15 protein-coding genes and 5 pseudogenes are annotated in these 23,652 nt (G+C 59.8%); 9 read left to right on the top strand and 11 right to left on the bottom strand.

The genetic code is table 11. From position 1 onward, the window contains the following. Positions 1 to 38: 38 nt before the first annotated feature. Complete coding sequence (locus tag ACVIGA_RS29115; protein ID WP_456668728.1) at positions 39 to 4,508, bottom strand: Ulp1 family isopeptidase; 4,470 nt, start codon at positions 4,506 to 4,508, stop codon at positions 39 to 41. 435 nt (positions 4,509 to 4,943) lie between these two features. On the opposite strand from ACVIGA_RS29115, the pseudogene ACVIGA_RS29110 reads away from it, so the two are divergent. Next, positions 4,944 to 5,502 (top strand): annotated as a pseudogene (locus ACVIGA_RS29110) (integrase core domain-containing protein); the annotation flags it as partial. A gap of 194 nt (positions 5,503 to 5,696) precedes the next feature. Beyond that, positions 5,697 to 6,862: pseudogene (locus ACVIGA_RS29105) on the top strand (IS3 family transposase). Between the two features lie 122 nt (positions 6,863 to 6,984). On the opposite strand, the gene ACVIGA_RS29100 reads toward ACVIGA_RS29105, so the two are convergent. Next, complete coding sequence (locus tag ACVIGA_RS29100) at positions 6,985 to 8,265, bottom strand: type II toxin-antitoxin system HipA family toxin (RefSeq protein ID WP_456668727.1); 1,281 nt, start codon at positions 8,263 to 8,265, stop codon at positions 6,985 to 6,987. Further along, positions 8,262 to 8,516, bottom strand: a complete 255-nt coding sequence (locus ACVIGA_RS29095; RefSeq protein WP_456668726.1) for a helix-turn-helix domain-containing protein — start codon at positions 8,514 to 8,516, stop codon at positions 8,262 to 8,264. Before ACVIGA_RS29095 ends, ACVIGA_RS29100 begins: the two co-directional genes overlap by 4 nt. Before the next feature lie 373 nt (positions 8,517 to 8,889). On the opposite strand from ACVIGA_RS29095, the pseudogene ACVIGA_RS29090 reads away from it, so the two are divergent. Continuing rightward, positions 8,890 to 10,020, top strand: a pseudogene (locus ACVIGA_RS29090) (IS3 family transposase). 207 nt (positions 10,021 to 10,227) lie between these two features. Here the strand turns inward: ACVIGA_RS29090 and ACVIGA_RS29085 are convergent. Further along, positions 10,228 to 10,374, bottom strand: coding sequence for a hypothetical protein (locus ACVIGA_RS29085; protein ID WP_166051656.1), 147 nt, complete (start codon positions 10,372 to 10,374; stop codon positions 10,228 to 10,230). Between the two features lie 833 nt (positions 10,375 to 11,207). Between ACVIGA_RS29085 and ACVIGA_RS29080 the strand changes: the two genes are divergently transcribed. Then, a complete protein-coding gene (locus ACVIGA_RS29080) occupies positions 11,208 to 11,744 on the top strand; it encodes a GNAT family N-acetyltransferase (protein ID WP_166103967.1) in 537 nt (178 codons plus the stop codon). Positions 11,745 to 12,318: 574 nt separating this feature from the next. Here the strand turns inward: ACVIGA_RS29080 and ACVIGA_RS29075 are convergent. Continuing rightward, positions 12,319 to 12,672 carry a hypothetical protein gene (locus tag ACVIGA_RS29075; protein ID WP_456671019.1) on the bottom strand — a complete coding sequence of 118 codons (354 nt, stop codon included), beginning with the start codon at positions 12,670 to 12,672 and terminating at the stop codon, positions 12,319 to 12,321. A gap of 795 nt (positions 12,673 to 13,467) precedes the next feature. On the opposite strand from ACVIGA_RS29075, the gene ACVIGA_RS29070 reads away from it, so the two are divergent. From ACVIGA_RS29070 to ACVIGA_RS29050, 5 genes and pseudogenes are all read left to right on the top strand, one after another. Next, positions 13,468 to 14,412, top strand: coding sequence for a hypothetical protein (locus ACVIGA_RS29070; RefSeq protein ID WP_176396269.1), 945 nt, complete (start codon positions 13,468 to 13,470; stop codon positions 14,410 to 14,412). Between the two features lie 117 nt (positions 14,413 to 14,529). Then, positions 14,530 to 15,683 (top strand): IS3 family transposase gene (locus ACVIGA_RS29065; RefSeq protein WP_456670909.1). Its coding sequence is split into 2 segments (ribosomal slippage): positions 14,530 to 14,779 and positions 14,779 to 15,683, totalling 1,155 coding nucleotides; the frame shifts between segments, so codons are not numbered across the junction. Between the two features lie 353 nt (positions 15,684 to 16,036). Beyond that, positions 16,037 to 16,811, top strand: a pseudogene (locus ACVIGA_RS29060) (E3 ubiquitin--protein ligase); the annotation flags it as partial. 550 nt (positions 16,812 to 17,361) lie between these two features. Beyond that, on the top strand, positions 17,362 to 18,636 hold the full coding sequence (locus ACVIGA_RS29055) for an HlyD family secretion protein (RefSeq protein ID WP_456668725.1): 1,275 nt from the start codon (positions 17,362 to 17,364) through the stop codon (positions 18,634 to 18,636). Next, complete coding sequence (locus tag ACVIGA_RS29050; protein WP_456668724.1) at positions 18,633 to 20,579, top strand: glycosyltransferase; 1,947 nt, start codon at positions 18,633 to 18,635, stop codon at positions 20,577 to 20,579. The genes ACVIGA_RS29055 and ACVIGA_RS29050 overlap by 4 nt, the downstream gene beginning before the upstream one ends. Before the next feature lie 99 nt (positions 20,580 to 20,678). Here the strand turns inward: ACVIGA_RS29050 and ACVIGA_RS29045 are convergent. From ACVIGA_RS29045 to ACVIGA_RS29020, 6 genes and pseudogenes are all read right to left on the bottom strand, one after another. Continuing rightward, a pseudogene (locus tag ACVIGA_RS29045) lies at positions 20,679 to 20,921 on the bottom strand (hypothetical protein); the annotation flags it as partial. 377 nt (positions 20,922 to 21,298) lie between these two features. Then, the gene (locus tag ACVIGA_RS29040; protein WP_173640838.1) at positions 21,299 to 21,478 is read right to left on the bottom strand and encodes a YegP family protein; all 180 of its coding nucleotides are present in this window, start codon (positions 21,476 to 21,478) and stop codon (positions 21,299 to 21,301) included. 728 nt (positions 21,479 to 22,206) lie between these two features. Next, positions 22,207 to 22,374 (bottom strand): hypothetical protein, encoded by a 168-nt coding sequence (locus tag ACVIGA_RS29035; RefSeq protein WP_456668723.1) that lies wholly within the window; start codon positions 22,372 to 22,374, stop codon positions 22,207 to 22,209. Beyond that, complete coding sequence (locus tag ACVIGA_RS29030; protein ID WP_414643265.1) at positions 22,355 to 22,702, bottom strand: ABC transporter substrate-binding protein; 348 nt, start codon at positions 22,700 to 22,702, stop codon at positions 22,355 to 22,357. The genes ACVIGA_RS29035 and ACVIGA_RS29030 overlap by 20 nt, the downstream gene beginning before the upstream one ends. A gap of 32 nt (positions 22,703 to 22,734) precedes the next feature. Further along, positions 22,735 to 22,857, bottom strand: coding sequence for a hypothetical protein (locus tag ACVIGA_RS29025; RefSeq protein WP_338696346.1), 123 nt, complete (start codon positions 22,855 to 22,857; stop codon positions 22,735 to 22,737). 123 nt (positions 22,858 to 22,980) lie between these two features. Next, positions 22,981 to 23,193: a hypothetical protein gene (locus ACVIGA_RS29020; protein ID WP_166051786.1), complete on the bottom strand. Its 213-nt coding sequence runs from the start codon at positions 23,191 to 23,193 to the stop codon at positions 22,981 to 22,983. Positions 23,194 to 23,652 lie beyond the last annotated feature (459 nt).

The raw sequence follows: 23,652 nt of genomic DNA, 5'->3' as shown, positions 1-23,652 counted from the left end.
CGCTTCAATCAGGCGGTCTTCGTCGTATGCGTACGACATCAGCCCCTGAGTCGGTTCTGCAGCGCCTGCCGATTGGCAACGAGGCTGCTGAGGTTCAGCAGGTGTGGTGCTCGTCCTTGCTCCAATTGCCTAACCAGCGCCCGCGTGCCGTCCACCACGAAGACGCCGCAATCATAAGTGTTCAGCTGCTGGGTCATGCCGCGTGACTCCAGGCGGGCGCCCAGCCTTGCTGCGAGCTCTGCTGCGGGCGTGTTGTTGTATTCCCCCATGGAGTCGTAGCGATAGGCAACCGGCCTTTCGCGGTCGCGGCGATCAACAAACAGCAACGACCAATGGGTGCCGGGGAGATTCGTAGCACGGGCATTGTTCACTGGCAGGAACAGGAAGTCGGCTGTGTCGTCACCATTCTGATCATGGACGATGCGCTGGAATGCGCGTAGCATTTCGCTCTCGGTGCCCAAGCGCAGGCTAACAAGGGTTATGAGAGGATCCACGAACCGCGTCCGGGCGGCGAGATTCGGATTGCCCCCCCCCAACTCTTGCGCCAGGAGCTGGTAATCTCTCAAGACATGCTCGTCGCCCAGCCATTCCATGTCCTCGAGCACCAGCCCGCGGCCGTGAGGCGAGGCTGTCGGACCTAAAGCCCCGATCTGAGCATCGTAGGAGGTGCTCGGAAACGCCGGCACAGAATTAACATCGTCGCGTGATTCAGACGGCGTGGCCGCAGTCAGATCAACCAATGGAGGACCGCCGTAGGTGCTTGAGCGAGCCCCGGCAGCCTGCGCTGGCTCAAAGTGAGCATCGTCGCGCAACTCGGACGGATTCGGATTCACCAGTGCGAGATGCTGAACCCTGGCAGTTGATGGTGACGCCGGTGCTTGCATCTTCCGCCGCGACAACTCCTCGCTCAACCACGCCAAAGCTTCATCGTCCGAGGAGGCTGGCATCGGAGAAAGCCGCTGCGGCGAGCCGAGCTGTCGAGCGCCATGGTGATGACCCGGTACCGGCCTGGCAAACGGCGGCGCAAAGTCGGGCGGCGGGCTCCAAGCGTTGTCACGCAACTCAAATGATCCGGGCGAATTCGGATTAACCGCTGCTTCAAGACCGCCATAGGTGTCTGAGTGAACCCTGGCAGAGTGCGCCGGCGATGCTTCCAGGACCGGCCACATACCCCAATCAAAGTTGAGCGGCATCTGCGGCGACCAGGTTGAGGCGGACCAGGCAGGTTCCTGCTGTCCAGCTTGGACTATGTCCTGCGCCTGCTCCGGGGGAACCCCGGGCCACGGTGGGCCGTCTTCCACCATCAAACGCAGATCCTGATCATAACCTTCCGGGAGGACCAATGGCCGACTGACAGCTCGCTGCAGCGCCGTGGCATCTTGGTACCCACTCCCCTGCATCGTCGGCTGCGCCTGCCATGGCGATGCACCCAGTTGATGGGTGGGGGCCGACGTCAGCAGGCGACCGCCTGAAGCGACGATCTCGCTCAGTTGCCGCTCAATGGCAACGCCGTGCAGATTGTCTAGGGTCCTCGGCCTCTTCGCTGGCCTCAATTCAGCTGTGTCATGCTCATCGTTGATGAGGACCTCCTTGCTTGGCAGGAGGTTGCTCTTGGCAAGTGCACCGATCGGCTCGTCCGGGAACTGCTGGCGGTCGGAGCCCCAATTCAAGGGACGAATGGACTCTCCGGGATCCGATGACTGGTCATGGCGCGCGGCTGGCTCAAGAAGAGATGACGACGGGCCGGGTTCGTCCATCAGCTCCCAAAGCAAATCCTGATCGTAGCCTTCCGCAGGAAGCTCCTCTCGCCTGCTGAAAGCTTGCTGCGACGCGCTGTGCCGCGCAGCGACGTCGCCGACCCGCCTCGACTCCATCAGAGCCGCGTCTTCGGGATCAGGAATGGGGGAAATATGGCGATCGAGCTCCATCGCCTTACCGGCCGGCGATTTTCGGAGATGGGCCAGTGCGGCACCGATCTTCCGATTACCACCAGCGTCCTTATAATCCTCGACATCTCCATCCAACGCCTTGCCGGAAAGCCGAGCAGCAATGCCCTTCTTGTTATTTTCACGCAGGTAGTCACTGAAACTGTTAAGAACAACTGCATAGGTACGTACGGTACCTGTCGCAGCTTTGTTTTTGTACTCTTTGATGAGAGCCGCGTCCTGGGGGGGAGGATTCGGCTTAGCGCGGCCTCCGATCGGCACGATTCCGCCCGTCGACTGCGAGGTCCGGAGATGACCAATTGCCGTAAGGAGTCTCGTGGGATTACCCTTTCCAAAGAACTCAGCATCATCGGTCAGCGACTTGTCGTCGAGCCGAGCAGCAATGGACTTTTTTTTATTTGTGACAAGCCAGCGGCCAAAGCTGCGAAGGGGCCACACATTGGCCTTGGCGGTGATTTCGGTAGCCCCGCCCTTGATGAGGGCCTTCTCAAGCTCCGAAATAAGGCGAGCGTCCTCGGAATAAAGAGGCTGCTTCCTGCGAACCCCAGTTGATCGAGCCGGCTGCAGCGCCGAGGACGACGGGCCGGGTTCGTCCATCAGCCCCCAAAGCAAATCCTGATCGTGGGCTTCCGCAGGAAGCTCCTCTGGCCAACTGCCAGCTTCCTGCGACGCGCTGTGCTCCGCAGCGGCGTCGCCGACCCGCCTCGGCTCCATCAGGGCCGCGTCTTCGGGATCAGGATGAGAAATATGGCGATCGAGCTCCATCGCCTTAGCGCCGGCCGACGATTTTCGGAGATGGGCCAGTGCGGCACTGATGTTGCGGTAACCACCGGCGTCCTTCTTATAGTCCTCGACATCTCCATCCAACGACGTGCTGGGAAGCCGACCAGCAATGCCCGGCTTGTTGTTTTCGCGCAGGTAGTCACTGAAACTGCCAAGAGCAACCGTATAGGTAATGCCGGTACCTGTCGTTGCTTCGTTTTTGTACTCTTTGATGAGGGCCTCGTCCCCGGGATGCGGATTCAGCTTAGCGCGGCCTCCGATCGGGACGATTCCGCCCGTCGACAGCGAGGTCCGGAGATGATCTAGTGCCTTACGGACTCTCTTGGGATCACCCTTTCCTATCGACTCCCGAACGTCGTTGGTCAGCGACTCGTCGTTAAGCCGAGCAGCAATGGCCTGCTTTTTGTTTTCAAAGAGCCAGCGGCCCAATCTGAGAAGATGACCTACATTGTCCTGGGCGGTGCGCTCGGCGACCCCGGTGAGTGCCTTGCTAAGCCCCAAAATAAGGGGCTTATCTTCGAGATAAAGAGGGCGCTTGCTGCGACCTACCAAAACCCCAGGTGACTTGCCCGGCTGCAGCGCCGAGGTGCCTGGCATCGGCCCGCCGTCTCCACCCCGCAACGCTGGAGGGTATTCGTGCCCGCTCGCCTGCATAATGGGCTGCGCCTCCGATGGCGATGCACCGACTTGCGCGGTTGGTCCGGGAGGCGACGACGGGCGGGTTTCGTCCATCATCCCCAAAGGCAAATCTTGATCGTGACCTTCCACGGGGAGGACCTCTGGCCAGCTGCCAGATCTCTCCCACGCGCTGCGCGGCGCGGCGGCGTCCCTGACTCGCGTCGGCTCCATGAGGACCGCGTCTTCAGAATCAGGAACGGGTGAGATAACGCGCTCGAGTTCCATCGCTCGGGCGCCCGCTCGCGAGCCTCGGAGATAAGTTAGAGCGGCCCCGATCTTCGGGTCTCGACCGGACGTTTTCTTATAGCCGTCGACATCTTTATCCAACGACTTGTCGGAAAGCCGAGCAGCAATGCCCTTCTTGTTATTTTCACGCAGGTAGTCACTGAAACTGCGAAGAGCAGTTGCATAGTTCTGGACGATATGTGTTGGTGTTTCGTTTTTGCACTCTTTGATGAGAGCCGCGTCCTTGGGATAAGGAATCAACTCAGTGAGGCCTGCGATCGGCACGATTCCGCCCGTCGACTGCGAGGTCCGGAGATGATCTAGTGCTGTACGGACCTTCTTGGTACCGCCCTTTCTTATGAACTCCTGGACATCATTGGTCAGCGACTCGTCGTTAAGCCGAGCAGCAATGGCCTGCTTTTTGTTTTCAAAGAGCCAGCGGTCGAGAGTGAGAAGATTACTCACATTGTTCTTGGCCGTGCGCTCGGCAGCCCCCCCTTTGATGAGGGCCTCCTCAAGCCCCAAAATAAGGTCAGCATCTTGGGAATAAAGAGGACGCCTGCTGATACCTATGTAAACCTCTGTTGACTGGCCAGACTGCAGCGCCGAGGCGCCTGGCATCGGCCCGCCGCCTTCACCCTGCGACGCTGGAGGGCATTCGCGCCCGCTCGCCTGCATGATGGGCTGCGCCTCCGATGGCGATGCGGCGACTTGATGGGGGGGGGTCTGCATCAGCACACGATCACCTGGACGGGTGATCTCGCTTAGCTGCCGCTCAAAGGCCGCCGCGTCTGTCGACGGGGACACCGGTGCAGTCTCTTGCTGGGCGGCACTGTTCGATTGTTGCTGCAGTCGGCTAGTTGAGGTGAAATCCATCCGTTCTCACTTTCGAAGATATAGGCGCATCAGAGCTCGGTTTGGATCTCATGCGCGGGGCAATCGAGACGGCAGCGCGGCGACCAAATCCACAGCACAGAATGTGCTCTCAACGTTGGATCCAGCAACAAACCAGCGTGGGTCCGAACCGTCCGCGCCGCAGGCAGTCGGACACTCGGGTGTTCTTCCCCACAATTTTTGCTATGAGAGGAAGCTGTCGAGTACCTGACGAGCGCTGTCGGGCGACGTGGAAAATTGCTCCCTGACGAGACGAGGAATTGATCCCCTCGCGACACGGTCAGAACGGGGTTTATGCAGCGAATCAGTTCAGGTCCTCTGCGGTTCGAAGATCCGCGGAGGGAGGTCACGCTGGAGCTGGACGAGGTTTCGGCGATACTCCGGCTCAACGAGCTGGGGTAGGATAGCAAACGGAATTTGCAGCTGACCATCCCGCATCTGACGCGGTCACCCTGCATCGCTGCCTCCAGCGCCACGGCATCAGCCGATTGCCGGAGGTTGAAGGCGGCAAGCCTTCGAAGAAAAAGTTCAAGGCTTATCCGATCGCTTATTTCTACAAGATCCAAACAGTGCTCACTTACAATGGGATCCAGTTCACCTTCCCGCCCCGCTATGCGGACGGCCCGACAGCAATATACGTGACGCATATGTTCGATATGCGATGCCAAGAAAACGGGATCGAACATCGGCTGACCAAGATCAAGCATCCCTGGACCAATGGCCAGGTCGAGCGCATGAACCGCACGATCAAGGAAGCGACCGTCCAACGCTACCACTATGATCGACACGATCAGCTCGAAGCTCACCTTTCATCACCGCCTACAACTACGCTCGGCGCTTGAAGACCCTGAACGGCCTCACGCCTTACGAACACATCTGCAAATGCTGGACTTGCCAGCCAGAACGATTCACACTCAACCCGCTCCAGCAGATGCCGGGACTAACCCGTCCTATTCGTGAGAGTGCGTTTTTTTAGTCCGATTGATGGGCCGCACATCTGCTCTGACGAGGCGCGCGGGTGCCTTCGGCTTTTCACCGCCTGACGACCGGTACTTTGCAACGCGCTTGAGGGATGGGTTGGGCGAACGGGGCGCGAGTGAAATGGACCCCGATTTTGGGACCAGAGGTTAGTTGGAAAAGGGCCGCTCCGTTTGATAGACGGAGGGCATGATGACGACGAAGACGAGACGCAAGATCGACGCGGCACTGAAGGCAAAGATTGCGCTGGAAGCCGTGCGGGAGCAGGCGACGGTGGCCGATCTGGCCCAGCGCTATGGGGTTCACCCGAACCAGATCTATGCCTGGAAGAAGCAACTGCTGGACCATGCGGCGCGGGCCTTTGATGCGGGTGTCGGGCGCGAGAGCGAGGAAACGCGCGAACGCGAGATCGAGAAGCTGCACGCCAAGATTGGACAACTGACGGTCGAGCGCGATTTTTTAGCGCGGAGGTCCGGAAGATGAGCACGCCGGACCGTCGAGGAATGCTCGATCGCGCGGACAAGGCGCTGTCGATCCGTTGGCAATGCCTGTTGCTTGGCATCGCGCGCTCCGGGGTCTACCGGCCGCCCCGGCCGGCCAACGACAACGACCTTGCCCTGATGCGGCGGATCGACGAGCTGTTCATCGCCTGGCCGTTCCTGGGCTCGCGGCGAATGACCGCAATGCTGAAGGCTGAGGGGCTTCAGGTCAATCGCAAGCGCGTGCAGCGGTTGATGCGCAAGATGGGCATCGCGGCGCTGGGACCGAAGCCGAACACGACGAAGCCGGCGCCGGGCCACAAGATCTTTCCTTATCTGTTGCGCAACATGACGATCGACCGGCCGAACCAGGTGTGGGCCGCCGACATCACGTATCTGCCCATCGGCCGTGGCTTTTCTTTATCTCGTCGCCATCATCGACTGGGCGAGCCGTGCGGTTCTGGCGTGGCGATTATCGAACACGATCGACGTCTCGTTCTGCGTGGCGGCTCTGGAAGGGGCGCTGGCGAAGTACGGCAGGCCGGAGATTTTCAATACCGACCAAGGCAGCCAGTTCACCAGCGCGGCCTTCACCGGCGCGTTGGCGGGCGCAGGGATCAAGATCTCCATGGATGGCCGCGGTCGTTGGATGGACAACGTCTTCATCGAGCGGCTGTGGCGGTCGCTCAAGCATAAGGACATCTATCTCAAGGGCTATGCCGACGGCCGCGAGGCCAAGGCAGGGATCGCGAGCTGATCGCCTTCTACAACGATCGTCGCCTTCATCAGGCGCTCGGCTATCGCACGTCGATGGCGGTCTGGCGCGAACGGATGCAGGCCGCGAAGGCTGTGGAATGGTGGACAACGCCGACGCGTTGACCACATGCCCACAGCAGCAACAGCAGCCGACAGTGTCTCTGGCAGCGTGATAGGAAGTAATCAGGAGCGGTCAGTTTCCAACTAACAAACCGGCTCAAGCGGCCCCGCTCCGCGGGTCCATTTCACCTTTTCAGAAGGCGTTGGCATTCTTTGGCTCGCTCGATCAACTTGGCGGAAAGGCGCTCGATAATGACGTTATCTAGCCCTTCCGCTTGCGCGGCAGTGCACACGTCGCTCACGTTGTCGGGGAGCAGTTCGGCCAGCGAGTTCAATCCAGCAATCACTTTTTCCGCATCGAAACGGGTCTCGCGGGCGAATTTCTGCCATTCGCGCGCACCTATCTGGGCTAGCCTGTATTCCCCGCCGACCTTCATAGCGAGCTTCATCTTCTGCAAGTCGACATCGTCGTAGGGAAGGATGCTGGCAACATCGTAGAGTGGCGCAAGTCGCACCGTGGGGCCGCTGGCTAGGAGTAGTGAGTAGTTCTTAGCGTGTGCATCGGTGCCTCCGATGAGCCAATTTAAGCCGAGGGCATCGATGAATGTATCGAGATCATCAACACTGTCGGTGGAGTAGGTGCGTAAAAGTTCGATAATATCCGCAGCGGACGGGCCGCCCTCGCTTTGATATTTCTTGGTTGGCATGATGCCGCGTGCCTGGCACGCGTCCTCTTGATGGACGCGAATGACGTCATTGCCACTGAACTGCCGATCGTAGCGTTCGACGACAATGGCGATCTCTTTCTCAAACCGCACGACTTTGGTTCCGGCGACGGGCAAGCCGAGATTGCGCGCGAGATTGAGGCAGATGTGCTCGTTCTCGGCATGGCCATCGAAATGGCCGGTCGGCGGCTTAAGGATATGGGTTGTCGGAATGCCTCCAGACGGTATCCCCCATCGCGCCTTTTGCAGAAGCAGCGCGGTTTTCGGCTGGGCGCCGGCAAGACTGAATTGCCCCGTGTCACGCGGCAACCGCCACGCGGCATGATCTTCTCTCAATGCTTGCAGACGTTTTGCGACGGCGGTTTCGTCAAGCCACTCAACCTTGTCATTCGTACCGCTTCGCAATTCCTCCAAACGATCGCGCGTGACGAATTGAATGGCGCCGGCGCAATCTTCGCCGACGTGGGAAATCAGGGCAAAGACGTTGCGAGCCGAGACCTGAAACTTCTTCGCCCAACGATCGAGAACGCGCTCATTGTCCGGGAGCAGGCCCCATAGAAAGGCCTGAACAGCGGCGGGACCGTGTTCCTCGGCCGCGAGTGGCATGGAGAGCGAAATGGGGTACGCGCCCCTCGTTTGACGCCAATCGCTGTCATAGACGAAGGTGAGGCGGCCACGAGCGTCGTTGTGCACGCGGCCGACTTCCCTGCCGTCCAGGAGCGCGACGAGTTCGCTGGTCATGGCCTGCTTCTTTTGGCTTTTGACACGATTGCATTGATATCGACGGCTGACTTTTCTGAACCGCGGCCATGTGGTTGTTCGCTGCCTGCGTCTAGATGGATGCCGAGAGCGTCAAGAGCGCGGAGTACGAGGCCGAGTTCGGCGCGCGCGTGGCCGCGCTCGACCTCGATGACCCACTGACGGCTGACGCCAATGCGCTTGGCGAGGCTGGACTGATCAAGCTTGTGCCGTTTGCGGGTATCCCGAATCATGGCCCCGAGATCGGCCGATGTGCGTATGAGCATGGCAATTCAAAACGTTGTCGTTCGCTTACATTACCATATGTCCGCGTTCGACGACAATTGAAAATGTCAGCGAGCGCTGACTTCCATAAATGTCATCGCTCGTTAACATGCGTAACGTCTCCTAACTGCGCTGCATAAACCCGCGACGGCTAAGAGCACCACGGACGTAATCGGGACGTTTCTGGTCTCCTGCCTTAGGCAGGTTGCACTCAAGCGAACAAGTGTGACGTTGCGAGAGCGACACACACGCAGAGAGCTGGCTCCGCAAATTCGGACAGTAGCTTGAGTGGATTTTCTGCCTGAGAGCGGCGAGGCTTCTTGCCGCGAAACAGGAGCGAAGATGACGAAGAGGAGTCGCCGGACGCATTCTCCGGCATTCAAGGCAAAGGTGGCTTTGGCGGCCGTGAAGGGGGAGAAGACATTGGCCGAGCTGGCGCAACTGTTTGATGTCCATCCGAACCAGATCACGACCTGCAAGTCCCAACTCCTGGAAGGCGCCGCCGGAGTGTTTGGGCAGGACAACGGACCGGCCGAGGCGCCGGTCGATTTGAAGCGTTACATGGCAAGATCGGCGAGCTTGCGTTGGAGAACGATTTTTTGACCGGCGCGCTCACCAAGGCGGCCCTGCTGAGCGCAAAGCGATGATCGACCGCGACCATGATCTGTCTGTCGTGCGCCAGGCGAAGGTCCTGAACCTTGCCCGCAGTACGGTTTACTACGAACCTCGGCCGGTTTCGGCCGAGGACTCGTCTTGATGCGCCGGCTCGATGAGCTGTACCTCGATTATCCCTTCGCAGGGGGGCGCATGCTGCGATCGCTGTTGCAGCGTGAGGGCATGCAGGTTGGCCGCCGCCACGTCGCGACGCTGATGAAGCGCATGGGGATCGAGGCGATCTATCGCCGTCCGAACACGAGCAAGCCCGCACCGGGCCACAAGATCTACCCGTACCTATTGCGCGGATTGAAGATCGAGCGGCCGAACCAGGTCTGGGCAATGGACATCAGCTACATTCCGATGCGACGTGGATTCGTTTACCTCGCCGCGGTCGTCGATGTGTTCAGCCGAAGGGTATTGGTCCATCGCGTATCGATCACGATGGAGACGATATTCTGCGTCGAAGCGCTCCAGGAGGCGTTGGCGAAGCACGGCAGGCCCGAGATCTTCTTCAACACGGATCAGGGTAGCCAGTTCACCAGCCTCGACTTCACCGGCGTGCTGCTGGACGCGAACATCGCCATCAGCATGGACGGCAAGGGTGCCTGGCGCGACAACGTGTTCGTCGAGCGGCTGTGGCGCACTGTCAAATACGAGGAAGTCTATCTGCGTGCTTACGACAGCGTGCTCGAGGCGCGAGCATCGATTTCCAAATATCTGGCGTTCTACAATCGAGGACGTCCTCACTCGAGCCTTGACGAACGCACGCCCGACGAGGCTTACTTCGGCGCGCAAACGATGGTGACGGCCGCATGATCGTCGCCAACGATTTTGCTGCGGCTCTGGTCGGGCTTGCGCCCTCCCGACGCCACAGCAAAATCGTAAAGCCCCGCGTTCAGCATAACCCGGCAGGAATCCACTTAATTTTCGCGGGGCCCTGTCCAAACAACCGAGACCAGCTCTGTGATCAATTTCGCCAAAGGCGTCTCTGGCTAGACAAGGCCCACTCCAAAGAAAGAAGTCTCAGATCATGGTGCCGTACCAAATCACGAGCGCGAAGATCACCAGCAAGACGATGGTGATGATCTGTTCACCGATGGGTATCGGTTGTTTGTCCATGACCCGCGCCGAATCGAAACGGCCTTCAAAGCAAAGCTTGATCGATTGCATCCACGATTACTGAACCAACTCAGCCATCATTTGAATACGGCGACGACATCGATGATGACGAAGAGGCCGCCAACTGAGGCGCCCTTACTAATGGGCGGCTTTTGGTACCGGGCCTTCTTCGTTTGACTTGCTCAATCAGAGGCCGGATTAGATGTTTAAAAGCGAGGCTGAGACATGTGATCAGCACCAAGATCGGCCAGTATGCTAAAATCGCAAGAGCGGCCAACCATGCTGGGCTGCGCTGCTCCCGCCAAAAATACACCGACGCTGCGGTGATGTGGGCCGCGACTATTGCGGCCCAGATGGCTAGCGCGACGTTGGCCGCCTCTCCGAGTGTCACCGCCTCCCACGCGGCTTCAATCGGCCTTGAAGGCGCGCTTTCGCTTGTCATAATTTGCTCGGCCTTCCCACATTGCCCGCTGGTAAGCCCCACGGTGTCAGCTCGAAAAGGCTAACGAGGACTGACGGTACTGCATCAGCAGTGGATCGGGACCCTACCCACTCTGGGGGGCCGTACTTTTTGATGGCGACAGAAATCCCTGTATGGCTTAAGCCCGCAAAGCCCCCCTTTGATCTCGTCGGATTCCATCGGGTCTTCAAGCGCGCCCACTGAATAATGAGGCAATGCGGCGGCACACCCAAGACTGCCTACCCAAAAGCAGTCTTGAATCTGATTTGCGCCTAAAAGGGAATCCTTAGAGTCCACACCACCTAGAGCGCTGAGTACTGCTTTGGACGACGCAAAGCGAGCGTGTCAGGCGACGCCTGCGCATTGGCAAGAAATATCGACTTGTCAGCTTTTTGTCAGCTTGTCTACATAACAACTCGTTGCGATGAGAACCAATTACAACAATGCCTACGGGCAAAGTGTGGACCAGCAGCGCGATGCGTTGGCCGGCACTTCTGGCGCAGATATGACTGCTTTTACGGCCGCTTTAGCTGCTGAAGGGCCGACCTCTTTTGCTGTTGAGAAGAGGACAGGTGAGTCAGTCAGGCTACACAGAGCAAGTAGCAATTTTGGCAACGTCCAAAATCTTTCTTTGTTTTCTGATGCCAGTCAACACAATAAGGTGGGGACTATGACCGTGGCGCCGGTGCGCGACAGTTTGCGAATTCTTACCATAGAGAATGTTGGCCGGTCGAGGTACAAGGGGGTCGGGACGGCTATGATCGAAGTCGCCGATCACATTAGGGAGTCCGCGGGACTTTCCACGCTATCCCTTCTCTCTCAAGATGAGGGAGCTTCAGAATTTTTCTACAAGAAGGGATTCCGGTTTACGGACGAGGACAAGAATGCGGAAATGCGGACTCTCATTTCCAATCCACGATACGCATCAGATGAAATCCTTATGGGCGAGATGGAGCGCTAGCATACCTCAGGGGGCAGGGCCGGCCGGGCCCGCTCAGAGAAGCCAGTTCATCTATAGTTAAGGTTTGTGCCGGGCGTCATGGATTGGAAGGCCGGCCAAGCGCTGGCGTAGAACAGCCGCAACTAAATCTCTGGTGCAGGTACCGCATTGGGCATCTGAAATGGACCCCGATTTTGGGGCCAGAGGTTAAGTTGGAAAAGGGCCGCTCCATATGATGACGGTCGCGCTTGGCCTTCTGGCGTACAAGGCTAATCTGTGGTCTGGCTAAGGCCATCGGTGGTGCAGGTCATCGATCAGATAAGCGTGCGCATGTCCGGATGCTTCTCCACGTACATGCGGGTGATCGGACGGCAGTTCGGGATGTTGATGCGGAACAGTGTCCGCGTCGGCGGCCAAGCCGCCCGGGGCAGGAGGAGCCCGACGGCGCCTTTGAGAGAGCGAACGCAAAGAAGACCCGGCGCGCACGCGAAAGGGTCGATGGACCGCTGTATCCGATTGTGGCGCGCATCCGTCTCGACCTAGACCAAAGCCGGGCCCTTCAATCCTGCGAAAAACGGTAATTCGAACCATAGACCTAGTGAGGCGGACATGCCGGATAGGCGACAGCCGTTATGGCACGTCCGTTTCGCGGCTTGGGCAAATCGTATTCTTCGCCGTCCAGCAGCGACGTGATTTGCCATTCAAATGCCTTGCGATCGATCGCATACATGCAATCGCGCGCGCCTTCAAAGCCCACAGTCCGGGCAGCCAGCGCTTGACCATGATGATTGAGAAATTCTACGCCGCTCACATCAAGAGTACGCATACGACGAAGGCCGCCAGATTGGCACATGCACGTGAGAGCGTCGAGCTCTATGATGGCTTGTTGCGTGAAGGTCAGGCCGCCTGCTGATCGGCGGGTTTGTCGGCTTTGCGCAGGAGCTTCCATTCCCAGGGCAGCATAGTTCGTGAGCAGACGCGATGCGGGAAGATCGGCGATGCGGGGCGAGGACGTCCGCCCATCCAACAGCTTTAGCCGGTGCTTTTTTACCCAATACTTCTGCGGTCAATGCCTTATGACGGGAGACGAGGCAAGGCAATTGAAGCGGGGCGACTATGTTTGAGGGCTAGGGACTGCCGAGGCGGGCCTTGGCGTCGTAAGGAGCGTGGGCCGTTTTGGCGTTGTTATCCAATGGGCAGATGGTCAACAGACCTCCCTCTTTAACGACATGAAATTGATGAGCCGAACCGACATTAACGGCCGCATCACCTGAGTAATGATTCTGGCAGTGAAGTAGCAAGGCCGTCGCGCCTGAGGATTTGCTTCGATCTCGAGCACGTCGAGTTGATCGGCACAACGACCTTCTCAGCTAGACTTCTCGACCGGTATGCGCACGCCAATTCCGATGGGCGCGCGCCCTTGGCGCTTGGACCATGTCGCAATCTACCCTGTCCGATTTAATACCTTGATGGCACAAGTCCAACTTGGCGGAGCACGCGCTTCGGCAGCGTAGGGCTAAGCACATGCTTTCCCTTCTCTTCAAATACAGCATCTCAGTATCCGCAATGGCACACCGCTTGCTGATCAAGCGCAGGGACCCGATTCGTGCGACCATTTCGGCCTCACAATTGCGGGCTGAAGCTCAGATGAGCCAACTCAGAGCCAGGGTGTGAGGACGATCCCTGCTCACATGCTTGATGGCCGGTCTCAGAAACTTAACACATCGGAATTGAGAGGAACGTCATGGCTACGACAATCACAATCAACGTGCAAAACAACAGCCCCTCGCTTCAGAACTTCTTCTTCTTCCAGCAGCCGGCTATCTACACGGGCGGGCCTGAGGTGTATACGAATAGTCTGTATTCTCAAGCGCTCCTACCCTATGCGACATCCGGCGCGATCCTGACCTTTTCACTAATTCTGCAGGATTACGCAGGTGTTCAACAGCAGGTTACCCCCCCAACGGTCGGTAAACCCTCAGGTCAACTTTCGGCCACGCAGGCGATCAACGTAACGCCGGCGGCCGGCGGAACACCAACCAAGAATACGACGACGATGACCGTAACTCCATCGCTCGGGCTCTCGTCGCCGGTTTCCACGTCCGGACCGCAAGCCGGCTCTTTCCGGATTATAACGCCGGTCTACAACCCTACCCTGGAGAACTACAATGCAGGATCGGCCCTGCAGACTCTTACCGGTGGCGTCACATTATCCAATTTCGTGACAGCCCAGCCGAATACCAATCTGGATTGTCAGCCCATTCGCATCTTCTATGTCCAGACCGGCAATTACACCGCTGGTACGGTGATGAACTTCACGGCATCTTCGGCCACTGCCGCCGTTTGCGATGCGACGCCGGGCTATTCAAGCTTCAGCGTCGTATACAACGCTGACGGTACGTGGACAATCAAGCCTTTTGCCGTCGTACGCGCCGCTGATGGACGCGGAAGGCTTGTCGAAGGTACAACCGCGACAAATGCCGAGGTGCTGAACGAAGCTGGGACTGCAACTATCTCCACCGGCTATGTTGCTGACGGCAATTTCAATCCTCCCATCCTGGTGCAGAATCTAAGCCATGCTGCTGCAATCAACGTGCTTGGCGAATATCAGGTTGGTCCAATCGGTGGCCCGAAGATAGGGACAACTTGCATCGATAAGCAGGGAACCTCGGCGACGTTCGCCCCGTAGGGCCAACCAAAGCTCCTGCCGCGCTTATGAGTGCCCCGTCGGGGCACTCACTCGCGGTGAGCTGCTGCCGGTTTGATGGACACCGAGATTAGGTGTTTCATGAAGCCGGAGGTGGCGATGAAAAGACGGAAGTTCAGCCGCGAGTTCAAGGTCGAGGCGGTCAAGCTGGTGCGGGACCGTGGGGTGTCGGTGGCGCAAGCCGGCCGTGACCTGGATGTTCATGAGAATGTTCTCCGCAAATGGGTGAAGGAGTTGGGCTCCGACCCGGCGCAAGCCTTTCCCGGCTACGGGCAGATGAAGCCGGAGCAGCAGGAGATCGAGCGGCTGCGCCGTGAGGTCGCCAAGCTGAAGGCCGAGCGGGATATCCTAAAAAAGGCCGCAGCCTACTTCGCGAAGGAAGCGACATGAAGTTCGCCTTCGTCGCGAAGCACCGGACGATCTGGCCGGTGGCATGGCTATGCGATGCGCTGGGAGTGTCGCGGTCGGGCTTCCATGCCTGGCTGAATCGCTCTCCCAGCACCAGATCCCGCAGCGACGAGGAGCTCGGCGGCAAGGTCAAGGCCAGCTTCGCCGCCAGCGACCGCACCTATGACGCACGCCGGGTGTGGCGTGACCTGCTCGCCGACGGGGCGGATTGGGGCCTGCACCGGATTGAGCGGCTGATGCGCCTGCAAGGCTTGCGGGCGCGGCCGCGACGTCGGCGCTTGCCGAAGGACAGCGGCGATCGACAGCTCGAGACCGTACCGGCGAACCTCCTTGACCGGCAGTTCGCCGCCGAGCGGCCGAACCAGAAGTGGATCGCCGACTTCACCTATCTCTGGACGGCCGAAGGCTGGCTCTATGTCGCAGCGGTGATCGACCTGTTCTCACGCCGCGTGGTGGGCTGGTCGATGAGTGCCGCCATGACGGCACAGCTCGTGACGGACGCATTGTTGATGGCCGTCTGGCGGCGCGGCAAGCCGGATGCACTGTTGCATCACTCCGACCAGGGCAGCCAGTACACCAGCGAGCAGTTCCAGCGCCTGATGGCCGACCACGGCATCGTTTGCAGCATGAGCCGCTCCGGCAACGTCTGGGACAACGCGGCGATGGAGAGCTTCTTCTCCTCGCTCAAGACCGAGCGTACGGCCAACAAGAGTTATCGAACCAGAGATGAGGCACGCGCCGATGTGTTCGACTACATCGAACGATTTTACAACACGACCCGCAGGCACTCGACCATCGGCTATCTCAGCCCGGTTGAGTTCGAGCGCAAGGTGGGATTAGCTTAACCGGGTGTCCATCAAACCGGCAGCAGCTCACGGACAGCATCTCCAGCCGCTGCTGGGCGAGTATGGTCGGCAAATCACGACCGCTTCACGGCGGTCGGGAGCCTCCGATGTCTTGAATTCGAAACCGCGTGACGGCTTTTTGCGGCCGACTGGGCTACGTAGATAGCACGCGCGCGACCTCAAAAAAGAGCGCTCCCTCCTCGAAGGTTGAGAGGATTGACCGGTTCAACCTCAAACTGGGCTTACTTCTGTCACCGCTGGCAACCGAGCGACCCGGGGTTCTGCAGCGACACTCGTCAGCTGATCGACAGGTAGGCCTGCTAAGGGCAGAACGCTGCCACGTTGACGGTCCTCCGGGATATCGGACCGCGGCCTCCGCGCGCGCGCAGATCCTGGACAACTGGGTTTCGGACAACGCGGGCTCGCACTTGCTGGATTTGTCCTCCCTCTCCCTGACCGCTTTGCCTGCCGCCCTGATTGCTTGAACTGCGCGCCAGGCACAACGAGCTAAGCAGCCTGCCCGCTAGCTTCCCACCCGGTCTTCAGCATCTTCTCATTAGCCATAACCGGTTGATCAGTTTGCCGGACGCTCTTCCGGCGACCCTCTCTCGGCTGGAGGTGGCCGATAACAGCTTGACCAGTCTGCCGGCCAACCTTCCGGCTCGGCTCGAGATCCTGAACGCAAGCGACAACCGACTAACTAGCCTGCCGGACGCTCTCCCGAGCAGGCTCACCTCGCTCGCGGTTAGTGGCAATCAGCTGACCGACCTCCCCGACTCCCTCCCATCGGGGCTCATTGAACTCGATGTCAGCAGCAATCAATTGGCCAACCTCCCCGCCCCTCTTCCGAGCCCGCTCCAATCGCTCAATCTCAGCGGTAACCGGCTGACCAGCCTACCTGAGGGTCTTTTATCGAGTTTTAGCTACCCGCATTTGGAGAACCTCGAGTTCGGGGATAACCCGCTGCCGGACGACGTCCTCGCTAATCTGGCGGCGGCTGAAGCGCCACCTTAGCTTGCGCAGCAATCTCTGTATGAGGCTGCCGCGCACTGGCTGGGAGACGCCCCCTCGGCACCGGCCGAATGGCAGCACTTTGCGGATGAGCCCGGCGCGCAGGACTACGCACGACCACTGCGCGTCCAGGAACGGCAGGTGCCCATCCAGGGTGCTTTGACGTAATCGAGAACGGCCGCTGCTAGTGGCATCGAGCGCGGCACGCTCACAGGTGTGACTCCGCACGCGCGAAGTCAATCAAGCACTTGGGACGCCGATCGGCGTCCGGATTCCACGCCTATTCACAGGGGCTTTCGTCAGCGTCGAGCCTTGCAACCGCTTTACGAGAGCGCGCGGTTTCGCCGCACCCTAAGTAGAAACTAACTGTTGCAAACGTCCAGGTTGTTTGCAACCCTCGGCTTGGGCCTCAGAAACCTAAGATAGCATCAGTGGCCATCAATGGGCCAGCGTATAACGGCCCCGTTCGGTGGGACGGTGCGCCTATGTCTAAGGGGCACCTCAAAAGCACATTGGCCGTTCAGGATTATGGTTTCTGAACCCGCGCGCACTGACAGTTCAGGTCCGGTCATCATGGATCAGGCACAGCCGCAGAAGCCGCTTCCCGAAGGCGATATTCCCGTCATCAAGGACGAGGAAGCGGGCGCGCGGGGGATTGCAGCGCGACTTGCAGGACCGCTTGCGTCCGGCGGACGACGAGCCGGTCAGCGAGCCTGTCAATGATAGCCCCCCCCATCCCGAAGCGCCTGCAGGCTCGGGCCGGTGGGTTCGACGCCTGCTCAAGGTCGGCATTGGCCTCGCCCTCGTCGCGATCTTCGGATGGCTGCCGCTGAAAGCCGTGTTGCAGACCTCGAGCGTGGAGGCCGTGGTCAATGCCAGGATCGTAACCCTGCGCTCGCCGATCGACGGCACCGTGAGTGCGAAGCCGCAGATCTCCACGCAGCTCAGTGTGGTCCACGAAGGCGATACGATCCTTCATGTCGTCAACGCGCGCGGCGATCGGGTGCGGCTCGACGATCTCCGGCGGCAGATGTCCCGGATGGAGAATGAGCGCCCGAGCCTCGCCGCAAAGCTTGCGGCCGCCGAGACGTCGCAACAGGACCTCGCGCGCCAGGCGGCCCACTTCCGCGACGGCCGCATCCTCCAGCTCGAGGCGCGCATCGCCGAAATCCAGACCGCGATCGAGGCCGCGGCCGCGCGACGGGAAGAAGCGACGGCGGCGGTTGAACGCGCCTCGTCGCTGATCAAATCGGGCAGCGTCTCGACGGTCGAAATGGCCCGGCTGACGCGCGAGCAGGCGATCGCCCATCAGACCGAGATAGGCGCGCAGCGCCGGCTCGACGCCGCCAAGGTCGAACTCACCGCGGCAAGGAACGGCACCTATCTTGGCGACAGCTACAATGACCGGCCGAGTTCCGTGCAACGCGAAGAGGAGATGCGCCAGCGCGTCAGCGATCTGCGCGCCGATCTGGTGCATTCCGATGCGGAGATCGACTGGCTTACCCACGAGATTGCCTCGGAGCAATTGCACTACATCAACCGGGCCGAAGCCGACATCAAGGGGCCGGTCGCCGGGCGCATCTGGGAGATGATGACGTCGCCAGGCGAGGACGTCAGGGCCGGGCAGCCCCTGCTCAAGCTGCTTGATTGCAACGGTGCGGTGGTCACCGCCAATGTCACCGAAGGCGTCTATAACCGCCTCAGGCTTGGTGAGCAGGCGAGCTTTGAGCCGAACGACGGCAGCGCTTCGATCAAGGGTGAGATCGTCAACCTCACCGGTGCATCGGGGGCGCCCGCGAACCTTGCGATCAATCCGGATGCGCTGAATAAGGAACCGTACCGGGTGACGGTCTCGATGCCGGAGCTCGATACCACGGGCAAGGAATGCGCAGTCGGCCGCACCGGGCGGGTGGTGTTCAACACGGACGCGGCAAAGCCATGATGGCGGCATTCGCGCCCGGGCTGGTCGCCTTCGGCGCCTGTCTTGCGATCCTGCCGATGCTCCGGCGCGAGCAGACGCTGGGGCGCGTCATGATGACCGGCATATCGTTCCTGCTGCTGTTGCACTACTTCGTCTGGCGGGTGACCCAGACCTTGCCGCCGTTGGGGCTCACCGCCGACGCGGTGGTCGGCTATCCCTTCGTGGCGGCCGAGGCGGCCTCGATGATCGCGGTGTGCCTGTCGTTGCTGTTCCTCAGCCGGACCATCGACCGTTCGCCCGCGGTCAATGCCATCCTGCGTCAATCCAGGGCATTGACGGATGCGCCGCGCGTCGACGTCTTCATCTGCACCTACAATGAAGAGAAGGCGATCCTCGAGCGCACCATCATCGGCGCCACTGGGCTGAACTATCCAAATTATCGCGTCTGGGTGCTCGACGACGGACGGCGGCTGTGGCTGCGCCGGCTCGCCCAGGAGCTCGCCTGCAACTATCTGACCCGTCCGGACAACCGCCATGCCAAGGCCGGCAACATCAATCATGCGCTCCAGCACGTTTCCGGGCTGCCGGACCGGCCGGAGTTCGTCTCGATCCTCGATGCGGATTTTGTCCCGATGCCGGACTTCCTGACGCGCGCGATGAGCCTGATGCAGGACGGCACCGTCGGCGTCGTGCAGACGCCGCAGCACTTCATCAATCCGGATCCGATCCAGACCAATCTCGCCGCAACCGACGTCTGGCCCGACGAACAGCGTTTCTTCTTCGACATCCTGATGCCGGCCAAGGATGCCTGGGGCACGGCATTTTGCTGCGGCACCTCATCGCTGATCCGCTTTTCCGGCCTGATGCAGATCGGCGGCTTTCCGACCGATTCAGTCACAGAGGATTATCTCGTCACGCTGCGCCTGAAGGAAAGGGGATTGCGCACGGTCTATCTCAACGAGCGCCTGACCATCGGCCTCGCGCCGGAGGGATTGAAGGAATACATCACGCAGCGCGGGCGCTGGTGTCTCGGCTTCATGCAGATCTTCAGGGGTCGCAGCGGACCGTTCTCGCGGCAATCGAAGCTCGCCTTCATGGACCGGCTGTCGCTGGTCGACGCCTTCATGAGCTGGGCGGCGGTCTATGGCACCAAGGTTTTCGGCCTCGTCGTGCCGTGGCTCTATCTGCTGTTCGGCATCAAGGCGGTTCACGCCGATCTGTTCGAGCTTCTGAAGTACTTCATGCCGTTCTATGTCTGGCACGCCTTCACCATGGCCTGGATCTCGCGCGGTCGCTCGCTCGCGATCATGACCGACGTGTCGCAATACATCGCAGCCCCCGCGGTCTTGAAGGCGGTCGTGACCGGCCTCGCCAAGCCGCAAGGCCACAAGTTCAAGGTGACGGCCAAGGGCGGCGACCGCAATCGCCGCTTCATCGAGTGGCCGCTGCTGCGGCTCTATGGCAGCGCCTTGCTCATCACGCTGCTGGCGATCGCCTACGCATTCATCCTGCATCTGCGCGGCGACAGCATCGCCTATGGCGGGCTGGCGCTGGCCTGGAGCCTCTATAATTGCGTCGCGCTCGCGATCGTGTGCTTCATTTGCATCGAGCAGCCGCGGCGTCGCAAGGCCGAGCGCTTCGAGCGTGACGAGCCGATCCTGATTCACGATGGTACGGAGCCGCGGCTGGTCCGGATGGTCGACATTTCGATCTCGGGCGCGCGCTTCATCGATCCCGCCCCTCCCGCAATCGGCGCCTCGATCAAGTGCAATGTCTACGGACAGAACGTGGCCGCGCTCGTGGTCCGCCGCACCCGCGATGGCTTCGGCGTCCGTTTCGAGGACGCGGTTGCGACGCGGATCAATGTCGTGCGCGCATTCTATGCCGGCGAATATGTCCGCGCCTTCCGCAGTGTCCGCGCAGCGCCGGTCGGCAAGGCCCTGCTGATGCGGCTGTTCGGCTAGAGCGGCATGAATGAGGTGGGCCTGCAGCAGTCCCATCCGTCGTCATTCCCCGATGCGCAATTGCGCATCGGGGAATGACGAGTGGAGAGAGGCGACGCGTCAGGCCGCCGGCTTCGCCGCCTGGTCCTCGGTCGACAACAGATGCAGCAGCGCGCTCTTGATCGCGGCCTGCCGGGTCGGCGCGGTGATCTGGGCGCCGAGCAGGTCGGTGATATAGAACACGTCGCGGGCGCGCTCGCCGAAGGTCGCGACGTGCGCCGAGGCGATGTTGAGGTTGAGCTTCGAGGTCGCGGTGGTCAGCTGGTAGAGCAGGCCGGGGAGGTCGAGGCCGGAGACCTCGATTGTGAATCGACGCTGAACATTGCCCCCGCACTTAGTCGATTTCCCACGTGAACCTGATCTGATCGCCGACTTGGATCTGATAGGGGGAGCAGAACCAAGCCAAGGAGAAGATATCCCGCGTGCAGGCGCGGCAACCTCTGATAAACGAAAAATATCCAGGGCTGAGCGGATCGATTCTTGAGCAACAGCGAGTATTGGGTTGCTTGAGCTAGCGCGGCGTTCGCCGGCTGCGACGCGCGCCGTTCGTTGGTTAGCTCTTTCTCAGCGTAGCTAATATGGATCGGCATAGGCGTCTCTCCTGATTTTGATCGGCAGCATTGATGATCGCCGATGAGTTACGGTTACATGTCTCGATTTCCCTATCAACGCTACCGACGCTAGGTAGTGGATATACGGATCGGAGTTTCGTCAGTCGTGGCTTGGACGAGCCTGATGGCGCGAATAGCATCATCCTTTTTGTGGTAGCTTTCGCCGGAGGTGACGATATAGAGACCATTCCGCGCGTGAAGCTTCCAACGCCATTCCTGGTGCTCGTCTCGGTATAATTCGAAATGCATCGTAAGTCTCCGACGATGGTCAATTCGCAGTCTTCAATCCTTTACCGTTCGTTCGTCCCTTGGACTAGTCCAAGGGCAGGGACAGCATCAGGTCTTGCGATGGTAGCCTTCACCGGAGCTGGCAATCTTATGGTGATTCCCGCCGTGCAGCGACCAACACCACTCTCGCTTGTCGTCCTGACAGAGGTGGAAATACATCGGTGGTCTCCGGCGATGGTGCGTTCCGCCATACCCATTCGACCACATTCGGTGACCTGCAAAGCCTATGAGAAACGGTAGTTTGCAGCGGATCAGCGGCCGCGCTTACGCCGCTCGCCCGGTTAGCTCGGATAACTGAAATGGACCCTAGACTGAGGACCGCTGGGTCCGGTTTCTTAAGTGGAGCCGCTGCCGTTCGTTCTTCTCAATAGCCTTACGCTACTCTTGCTTGCTGCTGTTGTGGCCCTGGCGATGTAGGCAACGCGCAGCGTTGTCCAAGCGTCTCGCTTGCGAGAAGCGTCATATCTACAGCCTCATGGCCATCCGAATAACCCTTGAGATGTCCTCATATTTTAGCGCGCCACAGGCGTTCGATGAACACGTTGTCTATCCAGCGCCCTGTTGTCGGGCAGAACTATTGTTGTTGGCGGATTGACTGTCTGTAGCCCGATCGAGACAGATCGGGCTGGCCCGCCCGTCCGACTTACTGCGTCTTCAGGAGATTGCAGGCGCTGTCCGCGGCCGGGCCGTCAAGCATCTTCGGCCGGAATGGTCCGCGTGATCTCGTAGTAGTCATCAGGATATTTTGACTCGTTCGACGCCTTTATGCGCGCGGCATAGAGCGGTCGCATCACCTGACCGTCGGCGCGGATCCTAACATTCTTCATCTCGAAATCATTAGCCGGGGTGTTCTTCATCTGTCGCACCACCGCCTCGCCTTTCGTCCGTCTGCGCAGCGGCAATCGCCTTGAGATAGTGCATAACTGCACTGTAGGTGCTCGCGTGCGCCTCGTTCGGGATCCGCCCATCGAATGCTGCCTCGTAGCGCTTCGCGAAGGCGCGCGTCTCGTCCGTCCTATCCCGGTAAAACGTGGTGGTCAGACGTACATTCTGCAGCGGCTGCAGGCCGATGCTGTGCGTCTGATTGATCATCAATCCCAGCGGAGCTAGCTGCTGCTTCTGCGTGAGCCCGAACTCCTCAGCCCGCTTCAGGGCATTGGCGAAGTCTGCCCCCGAATCGGGCAAAGCGACGACCTTTGCACCGCTCGATTGGGCCGTCAGGAGAGCAGACGCGAAATCGGAAGAATGGCGGAGCGGCGGCGCAGCTCCCGCTTGCCACTCTCAGGCCTGGAATCGCAGAAGGCCTCGAGGAAGATCCAGATCCATGCATCGACCAGCAAGGAGCCTTCCTCCGAAGTGACTGTCAAAGATTACGCAGCCCCTTGGCGATCGCTTGGCCAACCTCTCGCTTAGCCTGATGACCATGAATTATCAAGAAGAACCAACCAATTGGCATGCCGACCTCACGGTCGATGGGCTTCGACGCGGTCCATCAGGATACGGACCGACGCGTCGCCAGCGATGAGCCTCTCTTCCGGCAAATGCAGCGGGCACGGCACGAACCCGATCTCGAGCGTACCTTTATCGTCATAGTCGTAGATGTTGAACGCCCAGTGCGCGTAGATCCGCTCGGCCGAAGCACTTGCCCGCCCCGCCCAAGCATTCGATAGAGCCAACCGGCGATTACCTTCTCGCGGATATATCCTCGTGCGTGATCCATGACGGATCGAGTAACTCGTCCTTGCCGTAAGCCAATCTCACAGGTTGCGTTAGGGAACCTACAAGGTTTGGCAGGCGGCTAACTCAACCAGCTTAGGTATCCTACGGCCCCGGTCGCGCAGTGCGGGGACATCCCAGACGAAGGAGATCGCAGATGGCCTACAAGAAACTCGCCAATCAAAGCGGGCTGACGCTTACGGTTTTGCTCATTACGCGTGTTGACTCGGAGCCGAACCGGTAACGGACTGATTGTGGCGGCGGCACTACCGGGGGGCGGTAGGCAGACGATTGAGTACGGTAATACGCAGACTCCTTTCCAACGGGATCGTGATTTCCTTGTCTTTCGATGGAGGTTTTCGAGCGCCTCGCAGACCGTGACAACTCGCGGGAGGGGCCGGAATAATCTGCTGAACACA

The organism is Bradyrhizobium sp. USDA 3240 (assembly GCF_054063295.1).
This window is presented reverse-complemented; position numbering and strand designations above follow the sequence as displayed.